The sequence below is a fragment of the Nostoc sp. genome, assembly GCF_036917195.1.
Taxonomy (GTDB): domain Bacteria; phylum Cyanobacteriota; class Cyanobacteriia; order Cyanobacteriales; family Nostocaceae; genus Nostoc.
Genome location: NZ_JBALDG010000096.1, coordinates 14,234 through 34,357 on the forward strand (window position 1 = coordinate 14,234; position 20,124 = coordinate 34,357).

Here is a 20,124-nt window from a genome sequence, read left to right on the forward strand (position 1 = left end):
TTTAGGAAAGGATAATCTAAAGATAATAAGTGATGAACCTGCACGACTAAGAGTGAATGACCGCCAACTTCAAAAAAGTTTATAGACAAATACATCAATAAATATCATTTGCTTGAGATTTTAAGATAAGCTGCAATATATTCTCCGTAAGTATCACGCAATATTTGTTCTCGGAATTTGAATCCTAATGTTTTCCCTCGACAAGATAGAGATCCGCACAAGCACCCAAGCACAGCAATTGATTCATACTCAGTGGTTTCGTAGTTCCAGGTAATCTCTTTACCTGCTTCGATATCCTCTAAAGCAATGAAGTTATATCCTCCAAATTGATTGTTTCTGACCCCAGTATTTGGATCGCAAGAATGGTTAATGATTACAGCAGGCTCATCTAGGTTTACATGCAAATTAAAATCCATCTGAAAGGAATAAATTGTTCGTTCTAGAACTTCTTCAATTGGGATACCCACGACAACGGTTTCCCCTTGAACAAATTTTTTTGTAGCAAATACTCCTCGTCCTTTTGCTGTTTGCTGAATAGTGACATGAGAATTGAGCTTTGCAGTTGAAATAGGGAAACCAAGGGGGTGTAACAAATAGTTTGCCATACTATGAATGCTAGGGTACGTGAATAAATCCACAATCTTCAGGGAAGGATAATCTGAAGACAACAAGTGATGAACCTGCACTACTAAGAGTGAATGACCGCCAACTTCAAAAAAGTTATCGTGGATGCTGAGTTTTTCACGATTTAAAACCTGTCGCCAAGCAGCGGCAATTTTTTCTTCTGCTTGATTGTAGGGAGGGGCATATACGGCAGATGAGAGAATCGTGGGGACAGGTAATGCTTTTCGATCAACCTTGCCATTGGGGGTTTGTGGAAATTGTTCTAGCGTGACAAAAGCACTGGGAATCATATACCCCGGAAGTCTTTGTTTTAAGTAGTTACGCAAATCCCAGATTTGACAATCGGCAAATTGGGGTGTCAAGTAAGCGACCAATCCCGAGCTACCATTCTCTTCTGGCCGTGCTACCACCATGACGTTCTGGACATTAGGATATTGACCTAGCACTGATTCAATTTCTCCCAACTCAATGCGGAAGCCACGAATTTTGACCTGATAATCAAGGCGTCCTAATAACTCAATATTGCCATCGCTCAAGTAGCGAGCCAGATCCCCTGTTTTGTAAAGACGGGTGCCTAATTCATTGCTGAGACTGAAATGATTACGGATGAATTTCTGCTCGGTCAACTCTGGTTGATTGAGATATCCGCGAGCCAGACCCATACCACTAATATAGAGTTCGCCTGGAACACCGATAGGAACTGGCTGGAGATTTCGGTCTAAAACGTAAATTTTTGTATTAGCAAACGGCCGTCCAATCGGTACTAGCCCATCAACAAACAAATTAATTGAAGTATTTTCAAAATATAAACTATCAATGGTAGCTTCAGTTACCCCATAACCATGAATCAAACGAGTCTCTGCACCTAAAAAATGTTGAAATTGCCGATACTCTTGTACATACCAACTATCTGAGCCAACTATTAACAACTTCATGAAGGTCAGGTTCTGCTGTGTTTTCTCCAGATACTGAATTAAATTCCGCAAAACAGGTGGCACAAACTCTGCACAATCAACCTTTTGTTTTTGCATCAATTTATATAGCTTTTCTGGTTCTAAAAGCCACTCTCGCGGACAGATGACTAGTTTTGCTCCAGAACAAAGCGCACGAATCATATCTCCAGAAAAAACATCAAAAGAGAAGCTTGCCATTTGTAAATGACTGGTACAAGAGCGGAGTTGATAGGCATCTTCCCAAGCCATATATGCGTTAACCAAATTTCGATGAGTGACCATCACTCCCTTTGGCCTACCAGTAGAACCCGAAGTGTAGATGACATAAGCCAGGTTCTCGGCTACTGTCTCGCTAACCGGATTTTGCTCGCTTTCGTAAGAAATTTTTTCCCAGTCTGTATCTAAGCAGATTACATAAGCTCTATGTTCGGGCAATTGATTTACTAACTTATTTTGAGTCAACAGTACTGACACTTGTGAATCACTCAACATAAAGCTCAAGCGTTCTTTGGGATAGTCCGGGTCTAACGGTACATAAGCCCCACCTGCCTTGAGAATACCAAGCAGTCCTACCAGCATCTCTAAAGAACGTTCTACACACACGCCGACTAGTACATTAGCTCCTACACCTAAAGAGCGCAAATAATGCGCTAACTGATTAGCTTGAGTGTTCAACTGCTGATATGTCAGTTTTGAAAAGCCAAATACCACAGCCACCTGATCGGGTGTGCGCTTGACTTGCATCTCAAACAATTGATGCAGACATCTATCCTGATGATACTCGCTCTGAGTGCAATTCCACTGCACCAGTATTTGATTTTCTTCGGCTGGTGTTAGCAACGGCAAGTTGGACAACCTCTGTTCCGGGCTAGCAATAATACCTTCTAATAAAACCTGAAAATGTCCCGCCATCCGCTTGATAGTGCTAGTATCAAATAAGTCAGTGTTATATTCAAAGCTGCCAGTGATGCCGCTTGCTGTTTCCTCTAAACTCAGCGTTAAATCAAACATTGAAGTTTTGGTTTCTACTGTCATTAATTCCAACTTTAACTCTGGCAGTTCTAGCGCCGCAGTTGAGGCATTTTCCAAAGCGAACATCACCTGAAACATTGGGTTGCGGCTGGCGTCGCGTTGCGATCGCACTTCCTCCACCAGTTTCTCAAAAGGCAAATCTTGATGAGCGTAAGCGGATATTGCCACTTCGCGTACTCGTTGCAGCAGTTCGTTAAAACTGGGATTGCCACCCAAATCAGTACGCAGCACGAGGGTATTGACAAACATACCAATTAATGGTTCCCATTCTTGACGGTTGCGGCTAGCAATGGGAGAACCAACAACGATATCATCTTGCTGGCTGTAGCGATGCAACAGTACTTGAAACGCCGCCAGTAGTGTCATAAACAGCGTCACACCTTCACGTTGCGCCAGTGCCTTCAGTTCGTCAAGCAAAAATTTAGGAAGTTCCAACACCTCTTTTTTGCCGTTAAATGTCTGTATTACCGGACGCGGGTAGTCAGTCGGCAAATTTAAAACCGAACTATCAGCTAGTTGCTGCTTCCAATAGCTTAACTGTTCTTCTAGTACCTCTTTTTGCAGCCATTGACGCTGCCAGATTGCAAAATCTGCATACTGAATTGATAAATCGGTTAGAGGAGAAGGTAGATCCTGGCTGAAGGCAGAGTACAGAGCTGTTAATTCCTTTAGCAAGATATTGAGCGACCAACCATCAGCAGCAATGTGGTGGATGGTGAGCAGGAGAATATGATGGTTTTCTGAAGGATTGAGGCGATCGCAACTTGTAGCATCAACACAGAAAGGAGATTGACCCAGATGCAGCAAAGTGGCTCGCAGCATCGGGTCTTGGCTGAGGTTAAACGGACAGTTTGCTTCAGCAACAAGGAGACGCTTCACTTCCAGCCTAACTTCTTCTGGTTCCCAGGAACTCAAGTCAACCACAGGCAGAGCGATCGCCATCTGGGAGTGAATCATCTGATAGGGAGTACCGTCATCTGCGCTAAATGTAGTCCGTAGACTCTCATGGCGATCAACAATTTCCTGTAATGTTTGGTGTAGTGCTGTGACCTTGAGCGCACCAGTAAACACTAAAGCCATCGGCAGATTGTAGGCAACACTGCTGCCAAACCGATCTAGAAACCACAGTTGTTGCTGGGAAAAAGACAGAGGGAGCTTATTTTCTCTTCGTACAAGCTCAATCTTGAGCGATGTTATGCCAAGCTCCTGTTGCAAACAAGCCGCGATCGCCTCTGCCAGCGCTGCAATGGTTGGATGTTGAAAAATTGGCAGAATCGGTAACTCTGCACCGAAGGCTGTATTTACACGGGAAATTACCTGGGTTGCTAGCAGAGAATGTCCCCCCAGTCCAAAGAAATTGTCATAAATACTAATCTGCTCTCGCCCCAATACGTCTGACCAAATCTGAGCCAACTGCCGCTCGATTGGGGTGCGGGGACCAACAAATGGCTTGGTAGATTCCTTTGAAAGGTCTGCCAATAACGATAATTGCTGTTCGTCCGTCATGAACAGCGGCAAATCTGAGAGTTGCTGATGGGGATTCTCAACCAGATTTGCCAATAACTCTTGAAAATTTTCTAATAATTTCGCAATTGCCGAGGGCGTAAATAGCTCAGTTTTATATTCTAAATATCCTGTGAGTTGATCGACAGGTTTCTCTAGGGAAATGAGGGATAAAAATAAGTCAAAATTAGCGGTGCCATTTGAGAGGTACTGAGATTCAACCTGTACTCCTGGAAGCGTCAGAAGTTCACTGGGTGTATTTTGCAACACTAACATCACCTGATACAGCCGCTTATGGGCAAAATATGAAGTGTCTGCCAACAGTTGTAGCGGCATATCCTGGTGTTGGTATCCATCTAAAACAACCTGATGGATTCTGTCCACTAAATCTAAAAAGCTTGGATTCCCAGATAAATCGGTTCGTACTGGAACAACTGTATTGAAAAACCCAATCAATCCCTGAACTTTACCTATATTGCGACCCGCCTGGGTAGAACAAACAATAATATCCTGTTGTTGCGTATATTGATATAGCAGTACATTCAATGCCGCTAACAGAACCACAAATAACGTCACCCCTTGGCGATCGCCTAGTTGTTTGAGGGCTACTGTGAGATGGGGGGAGAATTCTACAGGCTGACGCTCACCCTTGTACGTTGTGCTAGATGTCTGCACAGCTTGAGGTAGCTCAAACGGTAGGTGCAGGGTTGGTAAATCGCCCGCTAGCTGCTGTTGCCAATAGGATCTCTGGGATTGTAAAATTTCACCGGTTAGCCATTGCCGTTGCCAGTGAGCAAAGTCAGCATACTGGATTGGCAAGTCGGGTAATGATGAGGACTGACCGCTAGAAAAGTCTTTGTAAAGAATTGAGAGTTCTTTGGTAAACACACTTTGAGACCATCCATCATAGATAATGTGATGAATAGTCATCAATAGTACGTATTTCTCTTCGGTAAACTGGAGTAATTGAAACCGCCAGAGCGAACCTTGGGCTAAATCAAACGGCTTGCTAATTTCATCCTGGCTAATGCACTGATACCGCGCTTCTTGCTCTGCTGGAGGTAGCTGTCGTAAATCGGTCACTGACAGCCTCAGATCGCTCTTTGGGGCAATGACTGGGACAGCTTGTGCGCCGACTGACAAAAAAGTAGTTCTGAGAATGTCGTGACGACGAACAATTTCCTGGATACTTTTCTCCAGTGCATACAGATCCAGAGAGCCATTTATCCAAAAGGCAAACGGCATATTATAAACCGTATTATCCCCACCGAACTGGTTAAGCAACCACAGCCGCTCTTGACCAAAGGAAAGCGATTGGTTCTCCGAGCGAGCGATCGCTTGCAAGGGCAAACCCTTGCGATAGGTCGTCAAGAGGGCTTGAACGGCTTTCCAACGCGCTTTTTTATTTTGCTCAGAGCGATCTACCACGGAAACCTCCAGCCATGCTTATAAATCCATTGCCACGCGATATATCTCTGCCATAATTTTGACTCGTTCACGGGTTTGACTTAGAGGGAAATTTTTTTCACTTCCCTCAAGAACTCGTAAGAAAAATTCAAGTTGATTGACATAGTAATTCTGCACCGGAAACTTGATTTTTTCCGTTTCGCCAGTGTCTAGGTGATGCACATCAAAGCTCATTGCCTGGATGCCAAATAGTGGACGAAAAAAATTTCTTATTTTAATCTGCGCTTTTTCTAGTTCCAGCCAGTGATTAGCTTCAAAAGGGCGTTCAAAAGAGCAGTCAAACTCAGTGATCGCACCATTTGTAAAAGCCAAACTAGCTTTGAATGCCAAATCAACGCCGTCGGGTTTGTTAAATACGGCTTGGGCGGCGATCATGTCTGGCTGCAATCCTAGACAAATTTGCACAAGCTGAATCCAATATGTTCCTAAATCAAAGAAGGCTCCGCCGCCAAGCTTTGAAGAAAATCGATAATTGCCTGGATTCTCTGCCTCAGAAAATTGCAACGTCAAGCTAGTTCGGATAGATTTAACGTTTCCATAGATCCCTGACTCCACAATCTCCCGCAGCTTTTTTTGCCAGGGATGGTGCTGAACCATAACAGCCTCCAACATGGGAACTCCATAAGTTGCAACAGCTGTTTCTATGGCATCAAACTCTTCAATGCTCAAACAGATAGGCTTTTCAACTAAAATCGGCTTCTTAGCCTGGGCGGTCTTAAGTATCCAGGGGGTATGAAGGTGATTAGCAAGAGGAATGTAAACCGCGTCAATGCGGTCGCTCTGCACCAAAGCATCATAACTAGGAAATACCTCTTGAATACCATAATCTTGGGCAAACTTCTCAGCTTTGGCGATGTCTCTAGCGGCAACACCAAAAACTTCAACCCCCTTTAACTTTTTAACTGGTTCGATAATAGCCCGCTTTGCAATATTTGCAGCTCCAAGAATACCAATGCATAGAGGCTTTTCCATGTTTCTTTAAGCCGATAGTCAAATGAATTAATGCTTAGTTGGATCTGCATAATATCGAGCGCAAGCCGTGCAGATAGGAAATAGATTTTTACGTAAATGATTTCGCACTTGCTTAATTCGCTCTCCCTTCCAAATATCTAAAATATCTTCTTGATGAATATTCCCCACGGGAAGATCGTAAAACGTATGGCATACAGTTACATCTCCTCTAGCAGAAATTTCGTTATATAGCCAAGGAAACGCGCAGAACGTCCGCTTATCAACCATGTCTTGCCAGTTAGCCGTGAAGAAGTTGCGGACATTACTGTGTTCGATGGTTTTAGGATAGGCAACGAAATAGATTCCCCTCTGTTCACAAACCGCCTTCACTTTCAGCATTTGCTCGACAATATACTCAAAATCCATATCAGCAAAGCTAGCTGGATCTTGAACTACACCCGCAGCCACAGGAGCTTGATCGATGCCAAATTTAGTTTTCAAAATCTCGGCATACTTCAGATATTGCTCAGAAGTGGAATAGGTCTGAAATTCAATACTCAAATGCTCAATTTTAGACAGATCGAGCCAAGAGAGGAAAAATTCTTCAATATAGCGGTGGGTGATTGGGGTAACAATAAACGTCACACCAATTTTAGGAAAAGCACTTCCTTTTGCAGCTCGCACTTCATGGAGACGATCAATACCCCGCATAACTTTCTCGAAAACCCCTTGACCTCGCTGGCTATCATTAATTTCTGGTGGCCCATCTAGCGAAATCCACAGGCGATCGGGCTTGGCTTCGACGAGCATTTCTGCTTTTTTCTCAATCAGAGTTCCGTTGGTCGGCATATCAACTTTGCAGCCGCCATCTTTAATTAACTTAATGAGTTTTTCTATATGAGGATACAAAAGCGGCTCACCACCAAACAATCCGAAAAAAGGCTTACCCGGCAGCAGCGCTTTAACTGCTCTCTCAATTACAGGGTAATCAAGGGAAACCAACTTTTCCTTCCCAAAATAGGAACCATTTTCACCCCATTCATAGCACATCTTGCATCGAAGATTGCATCTTTCTTCGAGCTGAATGACAACCCATTTAGGAAGGGCAATGTCGGTTAACAAATTCATTGATTTACCCCTTATTGTTTACTTTAAGTAGTTGCACAAAATTAAATTCATTCGTGTACAGAGGGAACAGGGAAACAAAATGTGTAATTAATTATGTTTGAGTACTTGTAGCAATGCTTTTTGAGGCATTTTCCAACTCCCAAAATATCCCTGCGCCCTACCTAGAGATATGCCAGGAAAACAAATTGCCGCACGGACTCTACCTTGAAAAATAAAAATAGGCGTATAGATTAATGGATTAGTCATTAGCCAAAGCACCTTTGACAATGGAAACTTGCATTTCCTCATCAAGAATCCAGCACCACGACCGTGGTTATACTCTCTTTTAATTGATTGAGAAATAGAATAAAGTTTAGTCGGGGTAGGATGTCGAATAACAATTTCTGGATCGAAGTAAGTCTTGGCTCCTGCATCAAGACAGCTATATAAGTAATCAACATCCTCAGCTCCCGCCCAAGGCGTACCAGGCCCCATATTTTCGTCAAATTGAACCTTGGCAAACTCACCACGATAAAATAAGGCAGCAGTCATGCCAACGATCCATCCCTTGTCATAATCAACCACTCCAGCACTTTCAGGACTATGGAGCATCGCCTCTTTATCTGACTCTAAATCTAGAACGTTGATGATTAATCCGCCCCAAGCTAAATCACGATTAAAAAACTGGGACACCTTCGCCAAAAAATCGGGAGGGTAAATACAGTCATCGTCAGGAAAGCCAAATAACTCACCCTTGACATGCTGCAAGCCTTGATTACGGGCGCGAGATAGTCCAGGTGATGGTTGTTTTATGTGAATAATTGGAAATTTCTGACTGTAAAACTTTACGAGTTCTGCCAATCGGTCATCGGCATTTTGGTCAATTAGGATTAACTCAAAATCAGCGCAGGTTTGGGCTGCAAGTGATTCGAGAAAACGCTTTAACTCTTGTACCCTATGTTTGGTTGATAAAATCAGAGAAAACCGCATCTTTAAATTTCCTAATTATGCTGGAGACAAGAGTTGAGGATGTTTCTCAATGGCATCAATGACAAGCCCAACATCGCCACATTTTTTGCAAGAATTATCTACTCCTAATATGTCGGGTAACTCACAGCGAACGCAGAACGATTTACGTAAATTTTCAACGTGATTATCTGCGATCGCATAAGCACAGCTACGGCAGATAAAATCTGCTGGCGCTTCTTCTTCTCCGCTAACCCAACGTCGCCATTGCTGGATCGGATTTCCTTGATAAATCTCGCTCACACTAGCATTACTGATGTTGCCCATTTTATATTTAGAGAAGTAATCGTGGCAGCATAAAATAGCTTCACCGTTGGCATCAAAATGTAGCCACTGTTTGTCACGATTCCAGAGGCAACCTTGTAATTTTTGATGATTGGGTTTAATAGGTAATAATCCCTGGTTTGCTTTTCCAGCAAATTCAACCATCGGAATAATCAAAATACTAGAAACCGCTGTATTTGCAAATCTGTCTTGAATTATTTTAAAGCTTGCTGCATGTTGCCGATCCAAAGCCCCAACTACTACTAAATCTACTTTCACCTTTCGCGCTCGAACAGGTGCTTGAGCTAACAGATAGTCAAGATTAGATAAAACTTTGGGTAAATCTCGCGATCCACGAGTTTGGCGATATTGGGCTTCATCCAACGTTGAGAGGTTGAATGTAAAACTGCTTACTCCTAAATTGAGCAGTTGGTCGGTTAATTCTGGCTTCAGCCCCGATCCATTGCTGTAGAGCGAAACTTTATAACCTGCATTCCGAATAACAGTAATCTTCTCAACTAGCTCTTTATCATAGGTTGCTTCCATAAAACCGCTGAGAGCGATCGCCTCAATGGGATAATCATGGAGTCCCTCAATAATCTTCTCTATCTTTTGCAGAGATAGCTCGCTTTTTTCCCGTTTATCCATAGACACAGGACAAAAGAAGCAGCGATGATTGCAAACACTGGTTGTTTCAATTTGAACGTACTTCAAACTCATGATAATTTCCCCCTTTAAATTTCTGTATACCCTCCCAATAGCCTATTATTCGAGCTATCCCCATGCCTGGACAGGTTAGCGCATCACGAAACTTTCCTATTAGTACATATTTCACCGCTAGCCAAAATGGGATTAGTAACTCCCAAGTTACGTAAGTCCACGGCGCGTTACGCTTTCTCATCAAATACCCATATCCGCGCCCATAGGTAAACTCTCTGCGGATGAGTTGACGAATACTATAAATATCATTCGGTCTTGGATGTCTGACAAATAAGTCAAAGTTATAGTAAATAGCCGCATCACAATCAAGACAGCGCAGGAGGTAATCTGTATCTTCTCCGCCCACCCATGTCATCCCTGGCCCCATGTCTTCATCAAAAGCAACTTTCTTAGCCGAGTGGGATCGGAAGAACATCGACGGCCCGATGCCGACGCTTACACCTGTTACATAGTCAACTTTACCAGACTCTTGCAAGCAGTAGTCGAAGGCATCGCGATCGCCTTCTAATTCCATCACCCTGACGGTCAAACCATCCCAGGTTGAATCTGCAAAAAAATGAGAGACTTTTGTTAAAAAACCAGGAGGATATACACAATCATCATCGGGGAACGCAATGATATCACCCTTAGCTAACACAAGTCCCCGGTTGCGAGCGCGTGACGTACCAGGCGTTTCCAGCTTAATGTGTGTAATCGGAAATTGTTGAGTGTAGCGACTCACCACATCACTCAATCGGTTGTCTAAGTTTTGGTCAACAATAATAACCTCAAAGTTTTCGTCCCCTTGAGTTGTTAGCGATCGCAAAAAGCGATCGACCTGATTCACTCTATTTTTAGTGGCTACGATTAGTGAGAATTTCATGATATCGAACCCACTGTTGATTTTTGCATGGTCTGAATACTTTTAGGTTGTTTTACACTATCCCAATACCCTAGCGACATCCCAATAATTGCCGCAGCAACATATGCAGAATAGTCGAACCGACCTTGAAACATATATGTAATTACATAGGGAAAATTAGGCAAAATCTCAGCCTTAACAAAGGAAGCAGGAAAATTATTACCCATTAAGTATCCATTTCCCCGACCATAGCTATATTCACGCCACAAAAGTTGACGGAAGTTATAAATTTTGAATGGATTTGGATGGCGAACAATTAGTTTGGCATTGTAGTAAATCTTGTATCCTGCCTTAACACATTTGAACAAATAATCCATATCTTCTCCGCATCCCCAGGGCGTACCTGAACCTGGGCCGAGGGTTTCATCAAAGGCAATCTCTTTGACGATATGGGCATGAAAGAACATCAAAAATGTGATTCCAATCCGAAATGCTTTTTCTAGATCCACTACACCTGAGTTATCGTCACCACAATATAAAAATGCGTTTTTATCTTCATCTATATCAAAAGCTCTGGCAATGACAACCTCTGTCTGGCTATTTTCAAAATAACGTACAACTTGAGCTAACAAATCAGGTGGATATAAGCAGTCATCATCTGGAAAAGCAACCAAATCACCTTTGATATGCGATCGCCCCAGATTTCTGGCACGCGACAATCCAGGTTCTAGTTGTTTAAGGTGTAAGATAGAAAACTTTTGACTATAGAATTCTATTAATTCAACTAGGCGATCGTCTCGATTTTGATCGACAACAATCACTTCAAAATCTGTATAGCTTTGAGTTATGAGCGATCGCAAAAAACGCTCAACTTCTGTAACTCTGTTTTTAGTTGCTAAAATTAGAGAAAATCGCATAATATCTTATTTATCCTAAATTAGCTGGTTGGTCGGTAGATGAACCATTTGGTATTTCTTAATACTCTGGAAATATCCAATTGAGGTTCCCAGACCATAGGCAAAGAAATAGGCGGCACGTTTTAAGTTCCCTTGAATAACTTCCAAAATTACATGTTGGTACGATGAATTTGTAGCAGAATGGATTAATGGCTCAGGTAAATTATGCTTACCTAGCAAATAGCCATTACCCAATCCATAGAAATATTCTCGTTGAATTTGTTGGCGAAAGTTATTTTTTTTAAGTGGGGTTGGATGTCTAACATATAACTTAGAATCATAGTAAAACTGATAGCCTGCATTAAGACATTGAAATAGATAATCAACATCTTCCCCAGCGCCCCAGGGTGTCCCTGAACCTACACCCATCGCTTCATCAAAATCCAGATTTTTCACAACAGAAGCGCGAAAGAACATGGCATGAGATATGCCGACCGTATATCCTTTCCAGTAATCAACACATCCTGATTCATCGTCGCCCCCGCAAAACTCAAAGGCATTTTGATCGTTATTCAAGTCAAAGATTCTGGCAATTACCCCATCCCAAGCAGCTTCATTCTCAAAAAAATCAGCTACTTGGGATAACACTGTTGAAGGGTACACACTATCATCGTCAGGAAAAGCGATGATATCTCCTTTCAGATATAACTTTCCTAAGTTTCTAGCACGGGATAAACCCCGTTTTGTCTGCTTCAGGTGCAAGATGGAAAATTGTTGACTGTAGGAAGTCACCAACTCTTCTAATCGATTGTCCAAATTCTGGTCAACAAGAATGACCTCAAAATCATCGCAATCCTGGGTAGCCAAGGACTGAAACAGCCGCCCTAACTCGTTGACTCGGTTGACGGTAGGCACAATTAAAGAGAACCGCATGACATACCTTAGACAGACAAACGGGAACTAATGAATCTAGACGCGATCGCCGCCTAATTCTGTACCAATATCAGGCTTCGTTAAGTAAAAGTCTTCAATTACCAGAGTTTGGACATCATCTTTAGTGGTGTAAATATCTAATACCTCCTCTGGCTTATGGACAAGAGGTTGACCCGCCACGTTTAGGGAAGTATTGCAGACTAAAGGAATACCTGTCTTTTGATAGAAGCGATCGATTAAAGACCAATAAATGCCATCTTGCTCTTTTTCCACCAGATGAGAGCGGGTGGTAAAATCAACGTGGACAACAGCCGGAATCTTAGTTCGCCATTCCGGTCGGATGGTAGCCGTCCCTAGCATATAGCGATGTAGCCCCGGATCTAGCGAACCTTCCAGCACGATTTCTGCTTTTTCGCTCAGAACGCTGGGAGCTAAAGGTCGCCACATTTCTCTGCCTTTAATTTTATTAAGCCGCCCTAGAGTTTCTCTATGTGAGGGATTAGCTAGAAAGCTACGTCGCCCCAAAGCACGAGGGCCAAATTCGTCTTGACCTCTAAACCAAGCCACAATTTTGTCTGCGGCTAGATCCTCGGCTACACGCTCAATCAGTTCTTCTAAAGACAGTTTTTCCGGGATAAAGCCGTAGTCTTTAATCGCCGCGATGATTGCGTCGCTGGTAAACGTACTTCCAAAAGCGGGACTGGGTAATCTCTCTGACGGTGAAGTTGGTGGATTGAATAGATGAGATACCGCTAACGCCGCACCAATGCTGCACCCGGCATCATTGGCAGCAGGAAAGACGTAAATATTATCAAAAATCTTCTGCTGACTCAATGCCTCATTCATAGTGCAGTTCAATGCACAACCACCGCTGAGAACTAGATTCTTCTCTCCTGTTAACTTCTTAATCCGAAGTACCAGATTATGACCAATGGTTTCTAGGGTGTGCTGAACAGATGCAGCAAAGTCAGCATAATGAGCGATATGGTAAGCCTTAACCAATTCCCAATCCGATGTCCACGTATCCTGATAGGGATAATGATAGTTCTTGAAATAGTCAAGCCAAAACGTGCCGATGTCATTCGCTGTTATGCGTGTCGGGGAGTCATCAATGGCTTTTTGGATGAATGTAGGTAGCGTGAAACGTCCGGTGTCTGGGTCGAAGTGAAAATCAATTGACTCCCTAACTTGACCAAAGGGCGCTAACCCCATCAGCTTACCTGGGCCAGAGTGCCAACCCAGACCAGCGCGGGCCCCTGCTGCCCCGTAGAACATTCCCAGTGAGGTATCCACAGGATAAGTTTCAATTAGCTCAATAGTGTTGCCCTTGGCGTGAAACAGAGAAACCGAAACCCCCTCCCCTTGTCCATCCATTACCAGGACGGCGGCGCTGTCAAAACCACTAGTAAAAAATGTGACGGCAGCATGGGCATAGTGGTGTTTAACAAAATGAATATCAGGCGGCTCGGTATACCTAAACAGTTCCGGTGGCAAAAGTATTGGTGTAAGTTCGTTGGATGCAACCACGTAGTCTGAAACTTGAGTACCTGACTTGAGGTCTTCAAGCCAGCCATAGGCAATATAGTCTATATCTGAGAGACGAAGGTTAGCACTATCTAAACACGCTTTCGTGGCATCAAAACAGCCTTGACCTTCGGCATATCGCGTGCGGGTCAAGCGTTCTTGTTCGAGAGCGAACTTAATTTTATTATTTATGATTAAGCTGGCAGCACCGTCATGGGCTAGGGGAACATCTGAACGCCCAATGAATCCTAAAATTTTCATTGATATACTCCAACGATCGCAACTTAGCGGCTAAATATTGTCTCAGAGTCCGTGCCGATACAGAAGCACACACTTAGAACAAATCGGAGTTAACCTGCCGTGGATAGTTTCCCGCACTCTTTTAAAGGCATCACTTTGCCAAATTTCTAAAACACCTTTCTCATAAAGGTTGCCAATATTAAATTCGGGGAACAGTTTACACGAGCTAACGCTGCCATCAGCGAGAACATCCATTCTGTTTGAAATCGACAGACATCGGCTACGTCTCTGTCCTGGTTCATCACTACCACCCACAAAAGCAGAGAACTCATCAGCTTCTAGAGCTGGCTGATACCTAATGCGTATATTCCAGGTGCGAGTATTGACTTTCTCAATTTGCTGACGTAGTAGTTCCACTTTCTCGGTATCAACGTGATATGTGTAAGAGTGCCAACTGGCTTTAGGTTGCTCTGGTAATGTGTTTAGCCAACCAAAGTTGGTCTTAAAATACTCGTCCATTTTGTTGGCAACAGTTTCTGGAATATACCAGGGGTAGACAAGGTACAGACTGTCAATTTCAAGGCTCTCGCAGTATTCAACGAAATCATAAAGTCGCGGTGCAAGTTCACCATTCAACACAGCGCTAATTGAGATTTTGCCCTTAAACTCACCCTTTTTTTGTAGGGAGCGAACAATGTCAATGTTATGCAAGACACGGTTAAAAGTTCCCTTACCCCGGATTGCGTCGTTGTCCTCCTGAAATCCATCAACGCTAACCAGGAGGACGAGATTTGAAGAAATTGGTAGTAGCGAATCTAGCTCTTTCTCAATCAGAAGACCGTTGGTACAAATAACAGTCCAACGGGGATCTTTCTCTAGCATTCGACAAAGTTCAGACCAGTCATGGTGAACCAGTGGCTCACCACCCCATAAATATAAGTTTGACTTGGCAGACTCAGTTTCATAGAGGATCTTCTCAAAAATAGAAGCGTCCAATTCACCCTTCAACTGAGCCTTATTCAGATGATGGAAAAAGCCTTGGTCGTTCCATTGAAAACACGTTTCGCATCTTAAATTGCATCGATAGGTAAGCTGAATACCAATCTCTTCTGGAATTTCAGTGGCAAAGCTTGGAGAATTCTGTCTGCCTCGATTTGTCTTAGATAGAAGCTCGATATCTCGCTTCATTCTGTTGAATGTCTCTCGATCGAACTTAACCGCAGTCTTAGGATGCATTTTGGTAGCTGCTTTATTATTGTATGTAAGTTATAGGGGATATTTTATGGTTGGAATTAGTACGGAAAAAACATCTCAGACTCCAATAAATTAAGCGGAGTTGAGAGCAGATTTTTTTTCACTTATAAGTTCCACGCTTCAACTTAGAATACATTAATTTTGACTTGACACTTTCATGTTTCTTGCTTTATTAACAAAAGTTTTTATTGGTGAAAAATAAAAAGCAAATTACTCATAATTAAGTCAAATTGAACACATATATGACTATGAGTTTTTTCTAAGCCAACAGACTTATCTGAAAAACGTAAATGCTGACTGTAAAAAGGTTTAACGGATTCAGATTGAATAAGCATTACCGTAGCTCGTCGTAAACATCCCTATTTTAGCTACGCTCAAATAAGTGTTTTCAGGCGTTCAGAGACAACAAATTACACATTGGAGTGAAAGTTATAAAAGATTAAAACTCCTTGCTCATAGGGAGATGAGGAATTTAGTAATATAGACTGATAAACTGTAGGTTACTTAAAGAATTCTGAAAATAGTGTGTATTGGAAATACTCTTTCAACTCATCGTAGTTGCAAATCCGATCTCTAGGCTTTTTCTGTGCCTGCTTTTGCAGTAGCATCGGCGCGTAGTATGGTGACACCGATAGGAAGTCATACATTCTGCAGGTGCGGTCACAAAATAGGGTATAAGATATTGACTACAAAATGATTACATTTTCTTACCCAAAGCAATCATAGTCGAACCGTTGGGAAGATTTTTTAACACGTAGTAATCCAAATGTTAATGTGTAGCATAGATAAATCTTTCGATTGTTTGGTAAAATTTCAAGATTGCTCCTACTTTTCCTACTTTTTTAATAAAACTTAATATTAGATTTTTATTTTTGAGAAAATATAATTATTAAAAAAGCTTGACAAGTGAATTGTGTTTTTACTAATGTTTTGTAATAGCTATCCTATTTAATTTGTGAAATTCTCTCTCTGTGTATCTCTTTCCCTGACTAGCTTGTTGTTTCTCCTACGGTAAGCTACTCTGCGTCTAGTGCGATTTATTCTAAAAAGAACTTTCAAAAATCAAATCGGATTTTTACAGTTAATCAACACAGCAAATAAAAATTAAAAATTGAAGACGTTAGTATCTGTCATACTGCCTACGTTCAATATGGGTATGTATATCAGCCGAGCAATAGACAGCATTTTGTCTCAAACACTTGAAGACTTTGAGTTAATTGTTCTTAACGATGGGTCTACCGATCAAACTGCTGATATCCTAGCCGCATATGCACAGCAAGACCAACGGATTGTTGTTGTACATAACCCGAAAAATATAGGATTGATTCGCACACTCAACAAAGGGTTAGAGATTGCCCAGGGAACCTTGGTTGCACGTCAAGATGCGGATAATTATAGTACCCCGACTCGACTGGCCGAACAAGTTAGCTATCTGGAGCAGCACCCCCATATTGGTTTAGTTGGCACGCGTGTTTTTGTGATTGACGACCATAAGCAAACAATCAGCAACAATATATACCCTTGTTTTGTTTTGCCATCAACATTAATTCCTTGGGAATTACTCTTTTATCCATATTTTTCGCATGACACAATTGTCGCTCGCCGTGATTTATTATTGCAGGTGGGTGGTTATCGACTCGATAGAATTCATGCCGAAGATTATGATTTGTGGTATCGATTAAGTCGAGTTACACAATTAGCCATACTGCCAAATATAAGAGGATATTTGTATAGAAATCCAGAAGGTGTTTCACAAAAGTTTGCAGATGCACAAAATCAAACGTGTAAGCAAATTATTCGTGATGCCATGTCTGAACTTTTGAGTAAATCTATTTCTTTGACAGATGCTCATATCATGTTTAAAATCGCAAGAACGGCAATTTTGTCAACAGCAGATGAAATGCATCGTTGTGAGGTATTATTGAGCCAACTACATACAGCTTATCTAAGCAAATTTGCACTGATAGAAAAAGAGAAAGCGTTTCTGGAGGCTAATTTAACAAACAAATTATATATGGCAAAGATGTTGTTTCATGCAACACAATTATCTTTATAAGGGTAGATGAGGTTGAGAAACGAAACCAAATACGATATAAGTCCTGTCTGTATGTCCTCTGCGTCTCTGACGCTCCTTCTCCCAAGAGGAGACGCTACGCGTAGCTTGCTTCTCCGCAGGAGTACGTTGCTACCGCTGTGCGCTAAGAGCGCCCCGCTTTGCTAACGCGTCTATGTTAAAAAAATGAAAAATACTTCAGTTGCCGAAAATATCAAACAAACTTTACATCAAGATTTAGCCAAAATAGGCCAATTTGACGAGTGTGCCTTACTAGATTATCCAGCAGAACGCAACATTGGCGATCACTTAATTTGGTTAGGTGAGGTCTTTTACTTGACTGATATCTGCAAAACAAAAATTAAGTATGCTAGTGGTATATCAGATTTTTCTGCTGAGGAAATGGAAAAACAGGTTGGTAACGCTCCTATCTTTCTTCATGGTGGAGGCAATTTAGGAGATTTATGGAGTTTAGGGAATTTGTGGACCGATCATCAAAAATTCCGAGAGTATATCATTTCTCAATATCATGATCGACCTATCATAATTATGCCACAAAGCGTTTATTTTACTAACGCAGATAGTTTAGAACGTGCTGCTAATATTTTTAACTCTCATCCTAATTTAACTTTATTTATTCGTGAACAAAATAGTTATGAAATAGCCATAAAATACTTTAGCAACTGTCAAGTATTAAAAACAACTGATATAGCTTTTCATTTAGCTAATACTGTATATTTAAAAAGTTATGAGATAGAAAGAAAATCTTCTATTTTATATCACTGTCGGTGTGATGCAGAACTAAATAAAGATTTTTCATCTGCTCCCATATTTACTTTACCCAAAGTAATTACGGATGATTGGATTACCCTGCAATTTAATTATTGGGAGTTCTGCGAATCAACGCTTAATAATTTACAACTTGCACCTAGTGATGTGCAAATAAGTTCAGCCAATTTCATGCAATGGATATTGGAGCAGCTACAACAAACATTCGATACACACTCAGTAAAACTGAATAGCTTATATAATCCTAAGATGCATCGCATTGCTTTGGGCATGATGCACTGTGGAATATATCAATTTAAGCAACATAGAATAATTTTTACCAATCGCTTGCATGGTCATATTATATGTGTACTTTTGGGTATTCCTCATATTTTATTAGCTAATTCTTATCATAAAAATGAGTCATTTTATGAAAGCTGGACTCATCAAGTTCCCTTTTGTAAATTTGTTAAAAGCTCCTCAGCAATCTTGCCTGTGACCTATGAATTAATGGAAAATTATTGCCAAAGTTAAAACTTAGGCTATTTCACACCATATCCTTCCTGAATAAAAAACATGCAGAACAAATTAAATGCCCTTATTGTCTGTACGCTTAGTTTATAAAATTCACTCTCGAATCAAAAAAATAGGTCAATTAAGTTATGGTTCGCACTCATTTTTGGCAAGAACAGGTCGTTGAAAACAATGGCATAGCCACAGTTGGTGTCACAATTGAAACTCCAGATCGACAAAGAAATCTTTTGTGGTATCAGGTACAAGCGGAATATAGTTCTCTGCTTACTAAAAGCTGCGACCCATTTGTTATAGCTACTATTTTTCCCGCTATGAGCCAAGGCACTGACATACTGGTTCATGGTGAGGTTTCTCCCTGTTTATTGCAAAATCTGCAAGAGTTTCAGGCAGTATGGTCATGCTGGCGGCCAAAGCATTACCAGCAGGTTGAAATTACCGCAGAAATTGAGCAAGAATACTCCGTAGCTAACAGACCGGAGCGGGCAATTTCGGCTTTTTCAGGTGGGTTGGATAGCTGCTTTACTGCATTTCGTCATAGCCAAGGAAAGTGTGGCAGAAGTCAACGTCCTCTACAAGCAGGGTTGATGATTCATGGATTGGACATTCCCCTTTCTATGCCAGAATTCTTTGATAGAGCAATGCAAAAATCCAAGTTGGCTCTCACCAGTCTGGGTTTAGAACTTATCCCTATGGCAAGTAACTTTCGTAATATTTTCAATCAAAATTGGGAGGATGCTCATGGAGCAGTTGTAGCATCCTGTTTGATGCTATTGCAAGGTAGCTATTCAATGGGGCTAATACCTAGCTCTAGCCCTTACCATGCGATCGATTTATCTTGGGGATGGGGTTCAAATCCCTTAACAGATCCCTTACTGTCCAGCAGGACTTTCTCAATTATCCATGATGGTGGAGCGTTTTCCCGTCCGGCTAAACTCATGCAAATTATTGACTGGCCAGAAGCTTTACAAACTCTCAGAGTCTGTTGGGAAGGAGAACAAAAAGATCGTAACTGTGGACACTGCGAAAAATGCGTCCAAGCCATTCTAACTTTTCGAGTCTTAGAACTCGGTTTGCCCCCATGTTTTGAGAATGATGTTACCGATCAAGAAATCGCTAGAGTTTTGAAAAGGGAACACTTAATTAAATATTCTATTATCCTGGCAATTGCTAAACACCGTTCTATCTCTGATTCATGGGTGACGGTTTTAGAAGAGTTTGCGATCGCAAACGCAGTCACAAAAGAAAACCCATTATGTGCATCTCATCCGTACACCTGTTTAAGGTGTACTAGAATGAATTCGCTTGCCAATTTACTTAATTGAATATTGACTATTAAACAATATCAATCCATAGTAAATACTAAAATGCGTAATACTTATTACTATAGACCGTAAGCATCTGACAGTGAAATGCTAAAGCAAGCCAAGCAGATTT

The 20,124-nt window shown here is 41.6% G+C and carries 13 protein-coding genes; 3 read left to right on the forward strand and 10 right to left on the reverse strand.

Annotated features, from left to right (window positions below; all coding sequences use genetic code 11):
* Positions 1–104: 104 nt before the first annotated feature.
* The 10 genes from V7K40_RS32380 to V7K40_RS32425 form a co-directional block, all read right to left on the reverse strand.
* Positions 105–5,540 carry an amino acid adenylation domain-containing protein gene (locus V7K40_RS32380; protein ID WP_334966973.1) on the reverse strand — a complete coding sequence of 1,812 codons (5,436 nt, stop codon included), beginning with the start codon at positions 5,538–5,540 and terminating at the stop codon, positions 105–107.
* An 18-nt stretch (positions 5,541–5,558) separates the two neighbouring features.
* Positions 5,559–6,551: a Gfo/Idh/MocA family oxidoreductase gene (locus V7K40_RS32385; RefSeq protein ID WP_334966974.1), complete on the reverse strand. Its 993-nt coding sequence runs from the start codon at positions 6,549–6,551 to the stop codon at positions 5,559–5,561.
* 27 nt (positions 6,552–6,578) lie between these two features.
* A complete protein-coding gene (locus V7K40_RS32390; protein WP_334966975.1) occupies positions 6,579–7,658 on the reverse strand; it encodes a radical SAM protein in 1,080 nt (359 codons plus the stop codon).
* 87 nt (positions 7,659–7,745) lie between these two features.
* On the reverse strand, positions 7,746–8,627 hold the full coding sequence (locus V7K40_RS32395; protein ID WP_334966976.1) for a glycosyltransferase: 882 nt from the start codon (positions 8,625–8,627) through the stop codon (positions 7,746–7,748).
* A 15-nt stretch (positions 8,628–8,642) separates the two neighbouring features.
* The gene (locus tag V7K40_RS32400; protein ID WP_334966977.1) at positions 8,643–9,647 is read right to left on the reverse strand and encodes a radical SAM/SPASM domain-containing protein; all 1,005 of its coding nucleotides are present in this window, start codon (positions 9,645–9,647) and stop codon (positions 8,643–8,645) included.
* On the reverse strand, positions 9,622–10,509 hold the full coding sequence (locus V7K40_RS32405; RefSeq protein WP_334966978.1) for a glycosyltransferase: 888 nt from the start codon (positions 10,507–10,509) through the stop codon (positions 9,622–9,624). The genes V7K40_RS32400 and V7K40_RS32405 overlap by 26 nt, the downstream gene beginning before the upstream one ends.
* Positions 10,506–11,405: a glycosyltransferase family A protein gene (locus V7K40_RS32410; RefSeq protein ID WP_334966979.1), complete on the reverse strand. Its 900-nt coding sequence runs from the start codon at positions 11,403–11,405 to the stop codon at positions 10,506–10,508. The genes V7K40_RS32405 and V7K40_RS32410 overlap by 4 nt, the downstream gene beginning before the upstream one ends.
* Before the next feature lie 15 nt (positions 11,406–11,420).
* Positions 11,421–12,317, reverse strand: coding sequence for a glycosyltransferase (locus tag V7K40_RS32415; RefSeq protein ID WP_334966980.1), 897 nt, complete (start codon positions 12,315–12,317; stop codon positions 11,421–11,423).
* Between the two features lie 36 nt (positions 12,318–12,353).
* Complete coding sequence (locus V7K40_RS32420) at positions 12,354–14,102, reverse strand: carbamoyltransferase C-terminal domain-containing protein (RefSeq protein WP_334966981.1); 1,749 nt, start codon at positions 14,100–14,102, stop codon at positions 12,354–12,356.
* A 42-nt stretch (positions 14,103–14,144) separates the two neighbouring features.
* Entirely contained in the window at positions 14,145–15,317 is a 1,173-nt protein-coding gene (locus V7K40_RS32425; protein ID WP_334966982.1) for a radical SAM protein, read from the reverse strand.
* A 1,129-nt stretch (positions 15,318–16,446) separates the two neighbouring features.
* Here V7K40_RS32425 and V7K40_RS32430 point away from each other — a divergent pair.
* From V7K40_RS32430 to V7K40_RS32440, 3 genes are all read left to right on the forward strand, one after another.
* On the forward strand, positions 16,447–17,391 hold the full coding sequence (locus V7K40_RS32430) for a glycosyltransferase family 2 protein (RefSeq protein WP_334966983.1): 945 nt from the start codon (positions 16,447–16,449) through the stop codon (positions 17,389–17,391).
* Positions 17,392–17,574: 183 nt separating this feature from the next.
* Entirely contained in the window at positions 17,575–18,690 is a 1,116-nt protein-coding gene (locus V7K40_RS32435; RefSeq protein ID WP_334966984.1) for a polysaccharide pyruvyl transferase family protein, read from the forward strand.
* A gap of 128 nt (positions 18,691–18,818) precedes the next feature.
* Positions 18,819–20,012: a hypothetical protein gene (locus V7K40_RS32440; protein WP_334966985.1), complete on the forward strand. Its 1,194-nt coding sequence runs from the start codon at positions 18,819–18,821 to the stop codon at positions 20,010–20,012.
* The last annotated feature ends 112 nt before the right edge of the window (positions 20,013–20,124 follow it).